At 57.3% G+C, this 16,566-nt stretch carries 13 protein-coding genes; 10 read left to right on the top strand and 3 right to left on the bottom strand.

The window, feature by feature from the left end:
* The coding region (locus AC5DC2_RS07405) for a helix-hairpin-helix domain-containing protein (RefSeq protein ID WP_491698046.1) at positions 1 to 1,800 on the top strand (1,800 nt) is incomplete at its 5' end.
* A gap of 207 nt (positions 1,801 to 2,007) precedes the next feature.
* Here the strand turns inward: AC5DC2_RS07405 and AC5DC2_RS07410 are convergent.
* Positions 2,008 to 2,565, bottom strand: a complete 558-nt coding sequence (locus tag AC5DC2_RS07410) for a hypothetical protein (RefSeq protein ID WP_491698047.1) — start codon at positions 2,563 to 2,565, stop codon at positions 2,008 to 2,010.
* 502 nt (positions 2,566 to 3,067) lie between these two features.
* On the opposite strand from AC5DC2_RS07410, the gene AC5DC2_RS07415 reads away from it, so the two are divergent.
* Genes AC5DC2_RS07415 through AC5DC2_RS07430 form a run of 4 tightly spaced genes read left to right on the top strand, consistent with a single transcriptional unit; the run spans position 3,068 to position 7,622 of the window.
* Positions 3,068 to 4,303, top strand: coding sequence for a nucleotidyltransferase domain-containing protein (locus AC5DC2_RS07415; RefSeq protein ID WP_491698048.1), 1,236 nt, complete (start codon positions 3,068 to 3,070; stop codon positions 4,301 to 4,303).
* Positions 4,300 to 6,045: a ThiF family adenylyltransferase gene (locus AC5DC2_RS07420; RefSeq protein ID WP_491698049.1), complete on the top strand. Its 1,746-nt coding sequence runs from the start codon at positions 4,300 to 4,302 to the stop codon at positions 6,043 to 6,045. Before AC5DC2_RS07415 ends, AC5DC2_RS07420 begins: the two co-directional genes overlap by 4 nt.
* A complete protein-coding gene (locus AC5DC2_RS07425) occupies positions 6,023 to 6,508 on the top strand; it encodes a Mov34/MPN/PAD-1 family protein (RefSeq protein ID WP_491698050.1) in 486 nt (161 codons plus the stop codon). Before AC5DC2_RS07420 ends, AC5DC2_RS07425 begins: the two co-directional genes overlap by 23 nt.
* Position 6,509: 1 nt before the next feature.
* Positions 6,510 to 7,622: an SAVED domain-containing protein gene (locus tag AC5DC2_RS07430; RefSeq protein ID WP_491698051.1), complete on the top strand. Its 1,113-nt coding sequence runs from the start codon at positions 6,510 to 6,512 to the stop codon at positions 7,620 to 7,622.
* Between the two features lie 333 nt (positions 7,623 to 7,955).
* Here the strand turns inward: AC5DC2_RS07430 and AC5DC2_RS07435 are convergent, their stop codons facing one another.
* The gene (locus AC5DC2_RS07435; RefSeq protein WP_491698052.1) at positions 7,956 to 8,843 is read right to left on the bottom strand and encodes a phage exclusion protein Lit family protein; all 888 of its coding nucleotides are present in this window, start codon (positions 8,841 to 8,843) and stop codon (positions 7,956 to 7,958) included.
* Between the two features lie 22 nt (positions 8,844 to 8,865).
* The gene (locus tag AC5DC2_RS07440) at positions 8,866 to 9,984 is read right to left on the bottom strand and encodes a DUF3644 domain-containing protein (protein WP_491698053.1); all 1,119 of its coding nucleotides are present in this window, start codon (positions 9,982 to 9,984) and stop codon (positions 8,866 to 8,868) included.
* Between the two features lie 767 nt (positions 9,985 to 10,751).
* Here AC5DC2_RS07440 and AC5DC2_RS07445 point away from each other — a divergent pair.
* The 5 genes from AC5DC2_RS07445 to AC5DC2_RS07465 form a co-directional block, all read left to right on the top strand.
* Positions 10,752 to 11,330, top strand: coding sequence for an RNA polymerase sigma factor (locus tag AC5DC2_RS07445; protein ID WP_491698054.1), 579 nt, complete (start codon positions 10,752 to 10,754; stop codon positions 11,328 to 11,330).
* A gap of 94 nt (positions 11,331 to 11,424) precedes the next feature.
* Positions 11,425 to 12,387 (top strand): FecR family protein, encoded by a 963-nt coding sequence (locus AC5DC2_RS07450; RefSeq protein WP_491698055.1) that lies wholly within the window; start codon positions 11,425 to 11,427, stop codon positions 12,385 to 12,387.
* Between the two features lie 139 nt (positions 12,388 to 12,526).
* Positions 12,527 to 14,995 (top strand): TonB-dependent siderophore receptor, encoded by a 2,469-nt coding sequence (locus tag AC5DC2_RS07455; protein ID WP_491698056.1) that lies wholly within the window; start codon positions 12,527 to 12,529, stop codon positions 14,993 to 14,995.
* Positions 14,996 to 15,001: 6 nt separating this feature from the next.
* Entirely contained in the window at positions 15,002 to 15,880 is an 879-nt protein-coding gene (locus tag AC5DC2_RS07460) for an ABC transporter substrate-binding protein (protein WP_491698057.1), read from the top strand.
* Positions 15,877 to 16,566: iron chelate uptake ABC transporter family permease subunit (locus AC5DC2_RS07465; protein WP_491698058.1), on the top strand; the 690-nt coding region annotated here is incomplete at its 3' end. The genes AC5DC2_RS07460 and AC5DC2_RS07465, both read left to right, overlap by 4 nt.

Genomic DNA, 16,566 nt, shown 5'->3' on the forward strand with positions numbered 1-16,566 from the left:
ACCCGCGACCGGCTTGATGAGCTGGTGCCGATCGAGCCGGCAGCCATGGAAGACCGACAGGTCATCGAATGGGACAAGGATGATATCGACGTTCTCAAGTTCATGAAAGTCGACGTGCTGGCGCTCGGCATGCTTTCCTGCATGCGCCGCGCCTTTGATCTTCTCGCCGAGCAAAAGGATATCCGGCTGGATCTCGCCACTATACCGGCGGAGGATCCGCGCACCTATGCGATGATCCGCAAGGCCGACACGCTCGGCACTTTCCAGATCGAAAGCCGCGCGCAGATGGCGATGTTGCCGCGCATCAAGCCGCGTACCTTCTACGATCTTGTCATTGAGGTCGCGATCGTCCGGCCCGGGCCGATCCAGGGCGACATGGTTCATCCCTATCTGCGCCGGCGCGAGGGCAAGGAAGATGTGACTTATCCGAAGCCCGAGCTCGAAGCGGTCCTCGGCAAAACGCTGGGTGTGCCGCTGTTTCAGGAGCAGGCCATGCGGGTTGCCATCGATTGTGCAGGGTTTATAGCCGGTGAGGCCGATCAGCTGCGACGCGCCATGGCGACCTTCAAGCACACTGGCGGGGTGTCCAAGTTCGGCGCCAAGCTGATCGATGGCATGGTCGCCAATGGCTATGAGCGCGAATTCGCCGAGCGCACCTTCCGGCAGCTTGAAGGCTTCGGCTCCTATGGTTTTCCGGAAAGCCATGCGGCGAGCTTTGCGCTGATCGCCTATGCGTCGTCATGGATGAAGTGCTGGCACCCGGATGCCTTTTGCTGCGCGCTGCTCAATGCCCAGCCCATGGGCTTCTATGCCCCGGCCCAGATCGTGCGTGATGCCCGCGATCACGGCGTCGAGGTCCGTCCGGTCTGCGTCAATGCAAGCCGATGGGATTGCACGCTGGAACCAACCGACCGCGACGACGGGCGTTTTGCCGTCCGGCTTGGGCTCCGGCTGGTGAAGGGCCTTGCCAACGCCGAGGCCGCCCGGCTGGTCTCCTGTCGCGAAGACATGCCCTTTGCTTCGGTCGACGATCTCTGGCGTCGCGCCGGTATTCCGGCCGCTGCCCTGGTAGAACTCGCAGAAGCCGATGCGTTCAGGCCCTCGCTCAGGCTTGCCCGCCGTGAGGCGCTCTGGGCGATCAAGGCCCTGCGGGACGAACCGCTGCCGCTCTTTGCTGCGGCTGCACGACGCGAGGCCGGCATTGTGCCAGAACAGGCCGAACCGGAGCCCCTCCTGAAACCCATGGAGGCCGGTCGGGAAGTGGTCGAAGATTACGGCCATGTGGGCCTGACTCTCAGGAAGCATCCGGTTTCGTTTCTGCGGTCGGAACTGACCCGCCAGCGCTTCAGGTCCTGCGCCGAAGCCGTCTCCCTGCGTGACGGTCGCTGGGTGAACCTCGCGGGTCTCGTACTCGTGCGCCAGCGACCGGGCTCAGCCAAGGGTGTGATGTTCATCACGCTTGAAGACGAAACCGGCGTTTCCAATCTCGTCGTCTGGGCCAAGGTGTTCGAGAAATACCGCCGCACCGTCCTCGGGTCGGGAATGCTTGGCGTCAAAGGACGGGTCCAGCGAGAGGGCGAGGTTGTCCATATCGTTGCCCGCGAGCTTATCGATCTGTCTTCCGAGCTCGCAAGCGTTGGGAACCGGGATACGGTCTTTCCTCTTCCGCATGGGCGGGGCGACGAGTTTCATCATGGGCCGTCGGGGCCGGATCCGCGAGGAATGCCGAAACCGCGCGACATGTTCGACCCGTATGGACATATCGATGAGATTAAGGTGAAGACGCGGGATTTTCGATAGGTGCTTTTTGCGCTTCCGGCCAGCATAATGGCAGACATTCAGCTTATAGAAAGGTTGACAGGATCGCCGTATTCTCAGAGCGTGACTGTCTGCAATGCGCATTCATTTCGGTCGTTCATTGGTTCTCGACCTTGTCCTGAAAGCAGTCCTTCGCTGCGCACGTGATGAATGACTAGTTAGGGCCGTGACTCGTCCTAACCGCTCCGTTCAGCATAGACTTGGCGAGTGTAGGACATAGACTCTTTGATCGGCTAATGAAGCTCCATGATGCAGCAGTGCATTCAGGTAGCGGCGGCGCTTGTGCCCCTCGACCAAGAAATAGTCTGTTTCAATGTGGTCTCCCATGCAGTCTGTAAAGCCTCCTAGAGTTTCCAGTACTACTAACGGGAAGTCCCAGTGACCTGAATCTAGTGCCTTTGCTGTAAGAAGCTTCTCGCCAGTTTTTTGTCCGTTAAACACCTCGAAATCGTGTTCGGGGTTCAGCGCTTCTTTTCCTCTCACGGTTCCGACTTTTGTAACGAAGTCATCCGCAGGCCAAATCTCTTCGCAACACGTCAGCTCTTCGATTGGGATGAATGAGGCGACGGAATCGGTCCAATGGCGATATATCCATTGTTCAGCGAGACTTCTTGGCAAGTGCTTGAGTTTGTGGCCATTTCTTTCCCACCAGCTCCCGAAATCCTCAACTTTAAGGTCGCCATACCCTTTAGGCTCCAAGTCGTGGTCCCAAACGCAATCTTCGCCAATTTCTCTTAGATCAATCATAAGCTGTTTTATCCAACCAAGAAACCACAAACTCTTCGGCCCAGGCGAAAGCGCATGGGAATGACCGCTTCGTTCACACTACTGATTTTTGACGGCCTGACCATGCTGCACGATGCCACTGGATGACCGATTCGGAGAAGCCGCGGCGCAGCTACGGGACGCCCCATGAACTTCAGGTCAGGGCTGCGAACGACGGCGAACTTTGGAGGGATCTAAGCATACGCGCCCTGCCGCTGCGCCACATGACCGTTTCGAGCCGATCTCTGCCAGCCTAGAAGACGCCGCCATTTCGTTCGCCAACGTCAAGGTGCACTGCGCCTAAAAGCAGCCATTCATTGTATTTTGAACCAAAGTCTTGAATTGGGGGGAACAGGGTACTTAGCCAACGGGCTTTACAGTCAGAAAGTGCTATGAAGTAAAAAGTTGAGTTAATAGAAGTTTTCCTGTTGAAAAAAACACCTTATAACTACCACTCTCAGTTCGAACAAAAAGGGAATGTGCTATGGTGGTCACAATCACGAAGCAAGCGGAAGCGTATTTGGAAGCTTTGGCTAAAGCGCTTGAGATTCCGGTGGCACGATACCAACAAGCGGAGAGGAGTTATAAGTCGCTCGGTGAGTGGCTTCACCGCGATGAATCCAGCGTCAAGAACTATGTTCCGGACGTCTTCGTGCAGGGATCTTTTCGCCTTGGGACGGTCATCAAACCAGAGTCTGATGGGGAAGAGTACGATGTGGATTGTGCCTGTTCGCTGACAAAACTCACGAAATCCAATTTGTCCCAAGCTGGTCTTAAAGAGCTGTTGGGCGAAGAAATCAAAGCCTATCGCAAGAGCAAGGGCATCCAAAAGGAGGTCCACGAGGGCCGCCGATGTTGGCGCTTAGAATATTCTGACGGCGCACAGTTCCATATGGATATCGTGCCGTGCATTCCGAACGTAGAAGCTCAGCGCTTGTTGCTTGAGTCTCGTGGTCTGGACGCACGCTTTGCCGACACGGCGATCGCCATCACCGACAACGAAGTTCCTGAGTTCTACGAGATCACTGAAGACTGGCCCCGTTCAAACCCGCGTGGATACGCGGAATGGTTCAAGTCCAGAATGGGAAATGCGTTCATCCGGCGGCGCGAGCAGGTACTGAATGAAATGCGAGCAGAAGGCGTTACCGCCAGCGTTGAGGATATTCCGACGTACCGTGTTCGAACTCCCTTGCAGTCTGCCATCATGATCCTCAAGCGTCACCGCGACATAATGTTTGCGGATGACCCGACCGATAAGCCGATATCGATTATAGTCTCATCGCTAGCGGCTCACGCCTACGAAGGTGAGGAAACGATTGGCCTGGCATTGTTGTCCATCTTGAGTCGTATGGAAAACGCCATCGAACACGACGGTACGAAATACATCATACGAAATCCAACCGATGCCCTCGAAAACTTCGCCGACAAATGGGAGAACCATCCCGAACGCGCCGAGGCTTTTGTGGGATGGCTAGAGCAGGCTCGGAAGGACTTTTCGTCTGTAGGGCGGTTGGTGGAAAACCGTCGGATGTCGAGTGTCCTGGCGAGCCACATGGGACAGGACATCACTGATCAAGCAAGCGATGCCGCTTTGCAGCCGTCACGCTCTGGCAGTGCGGGGCTGCTCGCCAACGCGACAGCAGCGTCAGGCACCGCCGCGCCAAGCGTCTCGTTTGCGGATGAACCGCGCACTCCGAAGAAACCTGACGGCTTTGCATGACCTGGTGGGTCTTTCAAAACTCGAGGCTCGTGACGGAAAAGGCGGCGCTCGCCGAGCTCGAAGGGCGCGTGGATTGGTTGCGAGTCAACAGTTGGCAAGCCGACAGCGAGTTGGCGATGTGCGTAAGTTTTTCGATCGCACACGGGGAAGGAGAACTTAGCTTTCGGATGCGGTATCCGAGCGTCTTTCCCGACTCACCACCCATGATCTTCACCGAAGATCAATCACGGATTTCATTGCATCAGTACGGTCCGGGCGGCGAACTCTGCCTCGAGCATCGACCCGACAACTGGCATCCATCGGTTACGGGAGCAGACATGGTGGCAAGCTGCCAACGTCTACTGGCCGAAGAGCAACCCGGGACTGGAGAAAGTTTTCACGCCCGATCGGCGCATATAAGCTCTCTAGGTCGAGATTTGCGCACGACATCTTGCCGGCTGCTTCTAAGCGAGCAAGATCTGCACGCTCTGAACAAATTGCCGGAACGCACAGCATTTTTGTCTAGCCTCTCGGAAAGCAAAGCGGCATCCGTCTATGTCGCGTCGATTGAGCAGATCGGGCCAAATGAGGCCCCCCTTTGGACCAGCGATCTGAGACTGCCTACGGGAAACAGTCCCTACGCGGGAACAGTGATCAGAGTGCCCGGAGCCGCTGCCAGCGATGTGCGATCGGTAGATAACCTGAGATCTTTGCTCGAAAAAGCGGAGCTCGGAGAACTCTGCGGTGAGATAACCGAAACGGACGCTGTTACCCATTTGCTAATCGGGGAAGCGCGTGACTGGACACTACTCTGGACCTTCGGAAAGGCCGCGGAACGTAAGGTCGTCAATTACACAACAGTTGTCGTGCCCCAGGATGGACAGCGTCTGCCAGACCAGTTCAAGGCTCTTTGCGGAAAAAAGGTGGGGGTTGCTGGGTGCGGCTCGATGGGATCGAAGGTCGCCGCCAGCCTTTGCCGAGCGGGCGTCGGAAAGTTCGTTCTCGTCGACGAGGATATCTTCTTTCCCGGAAACGTGGTTCGCGGCGAACTCGATTTGAAATACGCCGGAATCCACAAGGCGTCAGGTCTCCGTGAACGTCTTAAAAGCCTTGCCCCCGGTACCGATGTGCAGACCTTCCGCATGAGCCTTGGTGGTCAAGAAAGCGCAGCAAGCATGACTGGGGCGTTGGAAGCACTTGGCGACTGTGATGTATTGATTGATGCTACCGCATCGTCCGAAGCGTTTAACATGATCGCATCCGTCGCGACCCGTCGGAATGTCCCTATGGTCTGGGCGGAGGTGTTTGCCGGCGGGATAGGTGGTTTGGTCGCCCGTGCGCGACCGGAGTGTGACCCCACTCCCCTCGCTGCGCGCGGACAGATCGATATCTGGTGCAAAGACCAGGGTGTCACGTGGATCAAACCGGAAAACCCGGGGCGCTATGAAGGGCAGACTCAGGACGAAATTCCGCTCATTGCCGATGACGCAGATGTGTCGGTCGTTGCCGCACACGCGTCGCGTTATGCAATTGATATCCTGGCGCGGCCGGAGGCCAGCATTTTTCCGATGTCAGCTTACCTGATCGGATTGTCTTCAGAATGGCTGTTCGATCAACCTTTTGACACCAGACCGATCGACTTGCGGCCTGATGGCGAGTGGGGGGAGACAATGGACGTTACGGACCCGACGGAAGCTTTGAAAATTTTGATGGAGCATTTGCCGCCCAAGGAGAAGCGCGATGCAATTGATGTTGCCGAATGACGTCGTGCTCACCATGCGGCAGCACCTCTTTCGCGCCGGTCGGCGCGAAATCGGCGGGATGGTAATGGGCGAAGACCTAGGTAATCAGAGGTTTCGGATCGTCGAATTTTCGGTCGACACCTACAGTGGCACGAGATCCAGTTTTCATAGAAATACCGAGGAACATGATCGAGCTCTGTCTGCGTTCTTCGAAAAGACAGGATCAGACTATGCGAGGTTCAATTACTTGGGCGAATGGCACAGCCACCCGAGCTTCAGCGTGCAACCGAGCCTGCAAGACCTACATACAATGCAGGATTTAGTTGACGGGACAGGCGGTGTGAACTTCGCCGTTCTCTTCATATCGCGGCTTAATTGGTATTGCCGATTTGACTGCAGCGCACACCTCTTCGTTCAAGGCCATGCACCAACCGTTGCGGATATCGCACGAGAGAACCGGTCCAAAAAAACAGAACTGAGCTGACATGCTGAAAAGGCATCTTGATAACTTTATCTCCAAACTGATCGATTGGTGGTTTCGGGTTTCGACAATCGAACGCTACCTGATAGCGACTGGGACGGGACTTCTGATCGCCATATTCGGCGGCCCGCCAGTTATTCTCGAGCTCCTGCGGATAGGGTTCGGAGCTTTACCAGAGAGCCTAGTCCGCGTGCGAGAACGTATCGATACCTTCTACGCTTGGATTCTTGCGATCGCATTGGCCCTGATTGCCGTCGGACTTCTTTTGGCTGTCTGGCGATTTGTGAATGATACAAAATCGCGATCCAAGCGCCGTAGTCTTGTTATCGAAGCGCGTGGATTGCGTGATGACGACGGCGTCTCATTGGCTGAAGCGGTCGCCAAGGACCATGACGGTGTCGTTACGCCGATCATATTGGACTTACGCAACAGGTTGGATGGAAGGGTCATCGAGCCCGAGAACGCAATAGCAGATATTACGGCTATCCATCGTTCCGTTCTGCAGCACCGGAAGGATGGTGACCGGGCCAACATCAAGATCGTCTATGGGGGGCTAACCTCTGTACCCTACACGTTCCTGACCGGCGTCCTGCTTGATGATGAAAGCGAGATATTGATCTATGATTGGGATCGGACGCAGGAGGCATGGCGGAAGATCGATGGCGATGATGACGGCGTCAACTTTAAAGGCAGCGGGCTTGAGTCGCTTGCGGGAGCAGAAGTGGTGGTCGCGCTCGCTTACTCCTATCCGGTGACCGATGATGATTTGGCGACCACATTCAATCTGCCAATCGTCCGTTTAACGCTTGAGGAAATGTCATCCGACGCGCACTGGTCGCAGAAAAAGCAACACCGGCTGGCGCAGGAGTTCTTCGAAACCGCCAAGCGTTTGAGTGCGAACGGGGTGAAGCGAATTCATTTGGTGCTGGCTGCGCCGAACAGCGTCGTGTTCACTTTCGGCAGGCGCTATGACAAACGAAACCTGCCAGAAGTAGTCGTCTACCAATACCAGCGCGGAGAAGTTCCAGCCTACCCTTGGGGTGTACTGATGCCGGTTGCCGGGATCGAGCGCCCACGGATACTCTACTCAGAGGCCGTTGATTTACGATTAGCTTAGGTGGACTCGTTAGTCCGCAAAAGCGTGTTTATCGACGCGTCGTGAGTATCCGCTTTGCGACGAAACGCCCATATATCCAACGCCACCGAATATCTGTTGTGCTCAGTCTGTAGGTAGAAACCGACAGACCGCTTGCGGCCCCTTTTCTTCCGGTCCGGAAGGCGCCGCCTTACCGGTCATGGTGACTACGCCGTCGCTTGCTCAAAACCCGTCGTGATGTGGAACGGTTCCTGTCCCGTTCGATCCACGCATGCTAAAGCTTCCGCCTAGACATCTTCCCACTGCCATCGAGTATGACAGCTCAATTTTACGAAGTCATTTCACACTAAAGGCTCACGTCATTGGAAACAGGATTTCCAGTCGTTTGCTAACCCAGTCGAAGAACTCCTTCGAAGTCTCAAATTGCGGGGCCGGCGTAGTGGGATCAAGCAGAGCCTTCAGGACATATCCAGCGTTCTCAAGACCTGTGCTTTGGTCTCCCGTCTGGAATATATCCACAGCTTCGCGGAATCGCAGGATGGTAGCGGGGTGGCCATTTCCAGCGCCTACCGTTTGCTCAAATAAAAATAGCCAGGTCAGGGCGACCACGATCATTAGGACGCGAAATTCTCGCTGGAGGCCGCTTCCCGCCCTGTCCAAAATCCACCGTGTGGCGAAGGCATCGGCACGGTATTCCTGCTTCACGAGGAGGTCCTTGGGAAGAAATTTCACATCACCGTGATGAATGTGGGCGACCTCGTGAAGGATGATCCAGCTAAGGGCGCCAAAGAAGACATTGTTCACTCGACCTTCTTGCGTATCAAACTCGGGGGAGATCGGTGGCGGCGGGAGGTCGATTGGCCAGTCCTTATCTGCCCGGTAAAGCGCCTTTGCATAGGCAATATAGTCGGGGATATTTCGGGCCGCACACTCTTCCGCAATATTGATCTCGGTCTGGCCGGGTTGTTTGAGTGCTCGTTGAGCTCGGGAAGTGATGTCTGCAACATGGAAGGCCGCGTAGGCGATGCACCACAGGCTCGCGAGTCCCGCGTACGAGAGATAAATCGCTTTGTCGACAGGCACCGCATAGAAGTTCGCCGCTGTTTCGCTTGTAAGCAGATCCCATTTTCCGGAGCCAAAAATCTCCTCTGCAAGTTCCCCGCCACGTTCGGGCGCAATGTTGAACGGGGTTCGGGCTGCATATCGAAAGAAAGGTTCAGTCACTTGCTTGGTGGTTGGCATAGGTAATTCAGTCCAGTTCCTGTCAGGGGCGGGTCCAGCCTTCGGCCAGCTTCTCCAGCACCTTGTCAAACCAATGCTCGTACCAATACCAAGTGCCGGCAATCATGACACCAAAGCCCTTACCTGGCGTTCGAGCGTCCAGTTGCCGTACCAGGAGGGTATGGTCGTGCATATTGAAGGCAGCGTATCCGGCAGCCTTGACCTTCGTAACGATCTCCGACGGTCGAAACTTCGGACGCTCAACCTCTTTCAGGAGAACGCGTTCGACGGCTTCCGCTTCTGGTGAGCCCGGCTTGATGAACTCAACAGCAAGATCAGATTTTGATGCTTTGCCTGATACCTTCGGCACGAAGGCGACCCGGTATCGGAATTTCGGGTCGCTCTGTTCTTCGTCGGTCAGAGCATCCTGAAAATTATCCATTGCCGTGGCAATGTGTGGCGGCAATTCCGCACCCACCAATCCGGCGCGTTGTAGGCCGCCGAAGGTGACGAACTGGAGCGCAATCGGCAGCCTTTTCTCCAGCGCAAATTCTTTGCCGAAAAGCTGCTTGATCGCATCGTTGAAATTAATGCAGCAGGCTTGGAGCTTCGCACTCAGCGCGTCATCTATGCGGTTGGTTGAGCGATGCTCAATCTCATGGCGGATTTCTGTGAGGAAGTTCAGATTGTTGATGACGCCTTTGTCGAGTGGGCATTTGCCATGGGCGAGGCATTGCCCTAGCTCCCAATATTTATCGACGCCGCTCGGCGTTTTCTGGACCACGCCACCCTTCTTGTAGCGGTAATCGACACCTTCTCGCTTGTAGTAGGAGTGCAGTAGGTACGTCCACGCGATTATGGACGTGATGATGAACAGTTCGGCGCGGAAGTGTAGTCCGGCGCTGTTGAACGTATGGACCGCGGCGATCATCGCCTCACGAGCTTTGACCAGCAGTTCATCCCCTTGCAGATGGAGGCCGGTGGCCGGATCAACATTCGGCCACGCTTCCAGAAAATCATCCAGTTCGGCGTCGGATGCTGCCTTTATTGCTCTGTGCTTTGTCCCGTCCCGAATTTCCGATATTCGGGCGTGATTGATAGAACGGGTCGGGCGGGAAAAGTACGCCTGGATGTCTTGCGGCACATACTTCCTCGCAAGCATTGCCTTGACGATCCCTACTTCCCACCTCTCAAGTGTATTTCCCGGTCGTCGCGCCAAATCCTGTTCGCCTAATTTTATCATCCAAACGAATGTGTGGCGTTAGACTTGCTCGGATTTGTGCGCGACGTCAATCTCAATAACTTATCCTCCAAGATGGTTTATCTATCGCCTAAAACACAATATTTTCGCTGCGGGCACGGAAGTAATGGCAGCCCCGAAATTTGCCTGCGAGATTCGCCGTAATTGCGTTTGATAGGTCTTACTGTCTTCCTTTCTGGGCTCGCTATTGCAAAGCCGCCTGTCCGCATTCGGCCCCGTTTCTGCCGGTCCGGAAGGCGCCTCCATTTCAGCCATTGAGTGGTTCGTGTCCGGAATCCAAAACCGGACATTCGCTGAGTGACAAACAAAAGGGCAAGACGGGGACAAAACCGACATTGGAGAACTCAAGCGCGTCTGCCGAGGTGAGCCTCCATCTCATGGCGTTGCGATAGAGACTAAGCGCGCCAAACGTCACTGCTTCCAGGTGTCATTCGGCGTGGTACCGCGTCTGCCACGCTTTAGATCTTTGAAAGACAGAAAGCGACGATCAGCGTCGAACGCCCATGCCGAATTACAGCCAGGACTGTACAGCCATGGGCACACTACGGGAGTCTTTGTTTGGCTGTCTCAAAATGGTCGGCATATTGACATCGTTTAAACATGACTTTTAAAGGAAGGTTTAAGGCTTTTGAGGAGCCTCCGAGGTGGGGCGACCCGCAGAGACTGCGATGAAGATGATTGCGGGAAAGAGCCTCCAGAGTGTTCGCGATGAACGGACGGGTAGTCAAAACATTATGTCGATGGGATGGGATATTCAGGGGCTTTTCCGGCTCCACGCCAAAGGTATCGCGCGGTCTTTGATGCGAAGGGGAATGTCCGGCGAGGCTGCGGCGGATATCACGCAGGACACTTTCGAGCGTGTTCTCGTCAGACAACCGAAGTTGGAGGGAGCTACCAATAATAATCCCAAAGCCTATCTCTATCGGGTTTCTCGCAATCTCGGTATCAATCAGATTCGCCGTGATGCGCTGATCCGAACGGTAGACCTCGACAGTGAGGAGGCGCGGGAGCAGCCCGACCCTTCTCCGTCTCCCGAGCATATCGTCTATTCGCGGCAATGCCTCCTGCAAACCTACCGGGCGCTCGAGCAATTGCCGGCGAGAACCCGCACAGCCTTTGAAATACATCGCCTCGGCGAACGCACGATTGCCGAAGTGGGGGAAGAGCTGGGCATTTCCACGACCCGGGCGTGGACGCTGATCCATCAGGCCTACCGTCATCTCCTCAGCGCGACGGAAGAAGAATGAGTTTTTTGCCGATCCTGAAGGGAAAATTCTGCGCTCCCGATTGTACTAGAGGCAGGAAATATGCGCAGGCCGTTGCCGCGCCGAGGGATATGAGATGAACGACGCCGCGCCGGATGAGGAGCGCCTGCTGGACGAAGCCATCGACCTGATGATCAGCCATCAGAGCGATCCGGACAATGCCGGGATCATTGACAGGATCGTGGCATGGCGGTCGATGAGCGATGCGCACGAGCGGATATGGAACCGTGTCGCGAAAATTCACGGGGCGTCCGGGCGCATTCTTTCCGAAAAGAAGCGGATTGAACGGCGTGATGCCCTGCAAACGTCCCGGCGGAATTTCATGATCGGCGCGGCGGCGACCGTCGGGACAGGGGCGACGGCCTATCTGTTCGGGCCCGGGCTTCTTCTTGAGGCCCGTGCCGACTATCTGACGGGAAAGGGCGAGTTCCGGCGTATCGAATTGGCAGACGGCAGCGTCGCGATCCTCGGTCCGCAAAGCGCTTTGGCCGTGGATTTCGGCGAACAGCAGCGGACGATCAGGCTGCTGGCGGGCATGACCTTCCTGTGGGTTGCGCCGTTGCCGGGCGCACCGCTGTTCGTCATGGCCGGGCCGCTGCGCGCCGCATCGTCCAGCGGCGCTTTCGATATCAGCAGCGATGGCGATTATGTGACGGTGGGTGTCGATGACGGCCGGGTAGACCTCTCTTCCCAACGTCGGCAGTTTTCCGACGACGAAGAACTCCGACAGGGAGACTGGCTCAGTTTTGACGCGTCATCCGGCGCCATCGGGCGCGGCAGACGGGAGCGCGACATGATCGGCTCGTGGCGCGACAATCTCATCATCGCCGAAAACGAACCGGTTTCGGCGCTGGCGCTGCGCATCGGGCGCTGGATACCCGGGCGGATCGTGATTGCCGATCCCTTTATCGGCAGCCGCTATGTGAGTGGCGTTTTCGATCTCGACAGGCCTTTCAGCGCGCTGGAAGCCGCCGTCCATCCTGCAAATGCAAAGGTTCGGCGTATCTCTTCGCTTCTGACCATTGTTTCGCCTGTCTGAAAAAAAGTTGAGTAAACGGTGAATATTTTGTCGGCCCGTTTGTACTAGCTTTGAGGACAATGGGTCGGTTCGCTGCCTGTTGCCGCAAAATTCAAAGCAACGGAGTGGTTGACGCATGGGGCGCATCAACGAAAAATATATGATATTCAACAGGCTGAAAAACGGAACTGCAGCAGCGGCTCTGGTCATGGCCGCAGGCGGACTGCTACAACTGAGCGCGTCCATTCCGGCTGTGGCGCAGGTGCAGGCTCAAACCGGTTTTACCATTCCGGACGGATCGCTGAGTGCGGCGCTGACGACGTTCGGTCGCCAGGCCGACCTGCAGGTGACCTATCTTGCATCGGTCGTGGTCGGAAAAGCCTCTCCCGGCTTCAGCGGAACCGCGAGCCCGCAACAGGCGCTTGTTGCGATCCTTCAGGGATCGGGTCTGGTCTACACCTTTACCAACGACAGAACCGTGGCTATTTCGGCGCCCGAACCAGTTTCCTTTGGCGCTGGCGGCGGTGATGCGGGTGACGTGACGCTACTGGAGCCCGTCAATGTGACAATCAGTGCCGGGGGCAATGTCGGCATTGTCGCAACAGCGAGCGGGACCGGAGCAAAATCCGGCCTTCCGATCAAGGACACGCCGCAGGCCGTCAATGTTGTGACCCGCGACCAGATGGATATTCAGGGCGCGGAAACGGTGGTGCAGGCGCTGCGTTATACGCCTGGCGTCGTGGCGCAATATGGTGATTCCGATGCGCGGGTGGATTGGTTCTCCGTGCGTGGTTTCCGGCCGGGGCGCTATCTCGACGGGCTCAGATTGCCGTTCGGCGCGCGCGGTTACGCCCAGCCGAAAATCGAACCCTACGGTCTGGAAAGCGCCGAGGTGCTGAAGGGGCCGACATCTGTGCTCTACGGCCAGAACCTTCCGGGTGGCCTGATCAACATGGTTAGCAAGCGCCCGCGCGACGAGGAAATCCGCGAGGTCGAACTGCAGGCGGGCGGCTATGACCGCTTCCAGACCGCGTTCGATTTCGGCGGACGGCTCAATGATGAAGGTACGGTTCTGTACCGCCTGACGGGCCTGGGACGAGTTTCGGACACGCAGTATAACTACGTTGACGAAAAGAAGGGCTTCTTCGCGCCGTCGCTGACTTTCGCGCCCAATGACGCGACGTCGCTTACGCTTTACGGCCAGTATCAGAAGGTCGATTCCAATGGCGGCGGCGGGTTCCCGGCTCTGACGGCCAATGGCACGCTTTACACCGACGTCTATCCGGAATTGCCGCGCGACACTTTTGTCGGCGAGCCAGATTACGACAAGTTCGAACTGGTGCAGTCCTGGGCCGGCTATGAGCTTGACCACGAATTCAACGACACCTGGGCGGTCAAGCAGAACCTGCGTTACGCCTATGTGAACGCCGACACCCAGCGCGTGGCGCCTGTATGCCTTGCCGGCATGGTTTGCGATCCGGCCGCCCTTTACCGTTATGCCTGGGCGTTTCCGGAGCGATCAAATCTTTTCACCATCGACAATCAGGCAATCGGCACCTTCGCGCTTGGCGAAACTAAGCATTCGCTGCTGCTCGGGCTCGACTATTCCTACGAGACCAGCCATTTCGAAGAGTCGCAGCTGACGATCATAACGACGCCGTTCGACGCCTATGATCCCGTCTACGGCGCAACGCCGATCTCCCGTCCCCCCACTGCTATGTGGGTCGATCAGGAGCGCTCGCAGCTTGGCCTTTACGCTCAGGACCAGATCGAGTGGGATAATTTCGTCTGGACGCTTGGCGGCCGGTATGACTGGGCTGACACCAAGACAAACACCCGCACAGCAACCAGCGATGCCACGGTCGACCAGAACGACGGAAAGTTCACCTGGCGGACCGGCCTTGTTTATAATTTCGACAATGGCATCTCGCCCTATGCAGGCTATTCCACCTCGTTCAATCCGCAAAGCGGAACCGACCGGGACGGCAATCCCTTCGACCCGACCACTGGCGAGCAGTTCGAGATCGGCCTGCGCTATATGCCGTTTACCGAGGACATCTCGATCAGCGTTTCGGCCTATCAATTGACCCAGAAGGACGTGCTGACGCCCGATCCGGTCAATATCAACTACAACACCCAGACCGGCGAAGTGCGCCTGCGCGGCATTGAGGTTGAGGGCAAGGCGGAACTGACCGACGGTCTCTCGCTCATCGCTTCCTACGCCTATACCGACAGCAAGATCACCGAGGATAACCCTGATGCCGCCGGCGCAAGCGATGTCGGCAACCGGCTGGCCTTCGTGCCGCGCCATCAGGCCTCGCTGTGGCTCGACTATACGGTTCAGTCCGACACCGCCTGGGGCGGCCTGAGCTTCGGCGGCGGCGCGCGGTATATGGGCCAAACCTATGGCGACAATGCCAATATCTACGATATTCCCGACTACACGCTGTTCGATGCTGCTCTCCGGTATGATTTCGGGGCGATTGATCAGAAGTATGACGGACTGACGGGGTCGCTCAACGTTTCCAACCTGTTCGACAAGAAATATGTCTCGACCTGCATCGCGGCCACGGGCTGCAATTGGGGCGACGGGCGGACGATCTACGGCACGCTGAAATACCGCTGGTAGCCGTTGATGCCATCATCTGCAAAACATGCCCTGACGCGGCGGCAATTCGTTGCCGCGTCACTGCCGGTCCTGTTGATGGGAAACGCGGCCTTTGCATCTCAGCAAGGGCCGCGTCTTGCCGTGCTCGACTGGGCCTGGGCGGAGACCGTTCTGGCGCTCGGTGCTGCACCTTATGCCGTTGCCGAGGCGCCGCTTTACAATGAACGGGTGGTTTCGCCCTCATTGCCGGCCACAACCATCGATCTTGGCCTCAGGTCATGGCCGAATATGGAACTGCTGAAATCGGTGCATCCCGGTCTGATCATCACGCAGGCCGGTTACGGCGTTCCCGTAAGCCGGCTTGAGGCCATCGCGCCGACCATGGCGCTGCCGCTTTTCACGACCGACAGAACGCCGCTCGCCCTTGCCGAAAGCGGTATGAGCGCGATTGCCGAACGGCTGGACCGTAAGGCGGAGGGCGATGCTTATATCGCGCGCTTTGACGCCGCCCTTTCAAAGATGCGCGACCCGCTTGCAGGGGATGACGGAAGGCCGGTTCTGATCGTCAAATTTGCCGGTGAAAGACTGGTGGATATTTACGGGCGAGGCAGCCTGTTCGACGATGTGCTGCAACGGCTCGGCCTTGAAAACGCCTGGCAGGAGACCGGCAATCGCTGGGGTTTTTCCACCGCCGGGCTGGATGCCGTTGCCCGTCACCGCGATGCCCGGCTGGTGATCATCGAGCCGGGCCCGCCGCCAGGCCTTGCGCAAAGCCGCCTGTGGAACACGATACCCTCCGTCAGCGCCGGGCGGGTCTTCACCATTCCACCGACATGGGTGTTCGGCGGCCTGCCATCGGCGTTGAGGTTCGGCTGCATCCTGACAGAGGCACTGACGACCGCATGAGAAAATCTGCCACAGCATCCGTCGCCGCGCTTTCGATCCTGACCGTTTTCGCGCTGGCGCTGACAGTCTTCGGCTATGCCGGACATGTCGCGCCGGGCCGGCTGCTGTCCGCGCTGATGGCGCCCGACCCGGAGACCTTCGGCGAGGTCTATCTGCATTACGGCCTGTTTCCGCGCTTGTTCGTGGCGCTTCTTTGTGGCGCTGCGCTGGGGCTTGCCGGGGTGATCTTCCAGCAGGTGCTGAAAAATCCGCTGGCCGAACCGGCAACGCTCGGGCTTCTTTCCGGCGCGCAACTGGCCATCATCATCGTCTCGCTGGCATCGGCCGGTGCCAGCGGCCTGTGGGCGCGGGAACTTGCCGCGCTTGTCGGCGCGTTTGCCGCTCTCGGACTGGTCGTGGCGCTGGCTTCTGGCCGGAATTTCTCGCCGGTCACGCTGTTGCTGGCGGGCATGGTCATCAGCTTTCTGGCAGGCGCGACCATTGTCGTGCTGTCGCTGTTTCATCATGACTATCTGCGCGCCGTCTTCATCTGGGCCAGCGGCTCGCTGTTGCAGAACGACTTTTCCGCCGTTCCCGCGCTTACGCTGAGGCTCGTTATCCTCGTGCCGCTGGTTCTGCTTCTGGTGCGGCCGCTGACGATTGCCGGGCTTGACGATGCCAGCGCCAAAAGCCTCGGCCTGCCGGTG

The organism is Martelella sp. (assembly GCF_984369615.1).

Coding starts and splice junctions, on each gene's coding strand:
- AC5DC2_RS07420 (WP_491698049.1), top strand. CDS start 4,300: ATGACCTGGTGGGTCTTTCAAAACTCGAGGCTCGTGACGGAAAAGGCG.
- AC5DC2_RS07455 (WP_491698056.1), top strand. CDS start 12,527: ATGATATTCAACAGGCTGAAAAACGGAACTGCAGCAGCGGCTCTGGTC.
- AC5DC2_RS07415 (WP_491698048.1), top strand. CDS start 3,068: ATGGTGGTCACAATCACGAAGCAAGCGGAAGCGTATTTGGAAGCTTTG.
- AC5DC2_RS07440 (WP_491698053.1), bottom strand. CDS start 9,984: ATGCTTGCGAGGAAGTATGTGCCGCAAGACATCCAGGCGTACTTTTCC.
- AC5DC2_RS07430 (WP_491698051.1), top strand. CDS start 6,510: ATGCTGAAAAGGCATCTTGATAACTTTATCTCCAAACTGATCGATTGG.
- AC5DC2_RS07410 (WP_491698047.1), bottom strand. CDS start 2,565: ATGATTGATCTAAGAGAAATTGGCGAAGATTGCGTTTGGGACCACGAC.
- AC5DC2_RS07435 (WP_491698052.1), bottom strand. CDS start 8,843: ATGCCAACCACCAAGCAAGTGACTGAACCTTTCTTTCGATATGCAGCC.
- AC5DC2_RS07450 (WP_491698055.1), top strand. CDS start 11,425: ATGAACGACGCCGCGCCGGATGAGGAGCGCCTGCTGGACGAAGCCATC.
- AC5DC2_RS07445 (WP_491698054.1), top strand. CDS start 10,752: ATGAAGATGATTGCGGGAAAGAGCCTCCAGAGTGTTCGCGATGAACGG.
- AC5DC2_RS07460 (WP_491698057.1), top strand. CDS start 15,002: ATGCCATCATCTGCAAAACATGCCCTGACGCGGCGGCAATTCGTTGCC.
- AC5DC2_RS07425 (WP_491698050.1), top strand. CDS start 6,023: ATGCAATTGATGTTGCCGAATGACGTCGTGCTCACCATGCGGCAGCAC.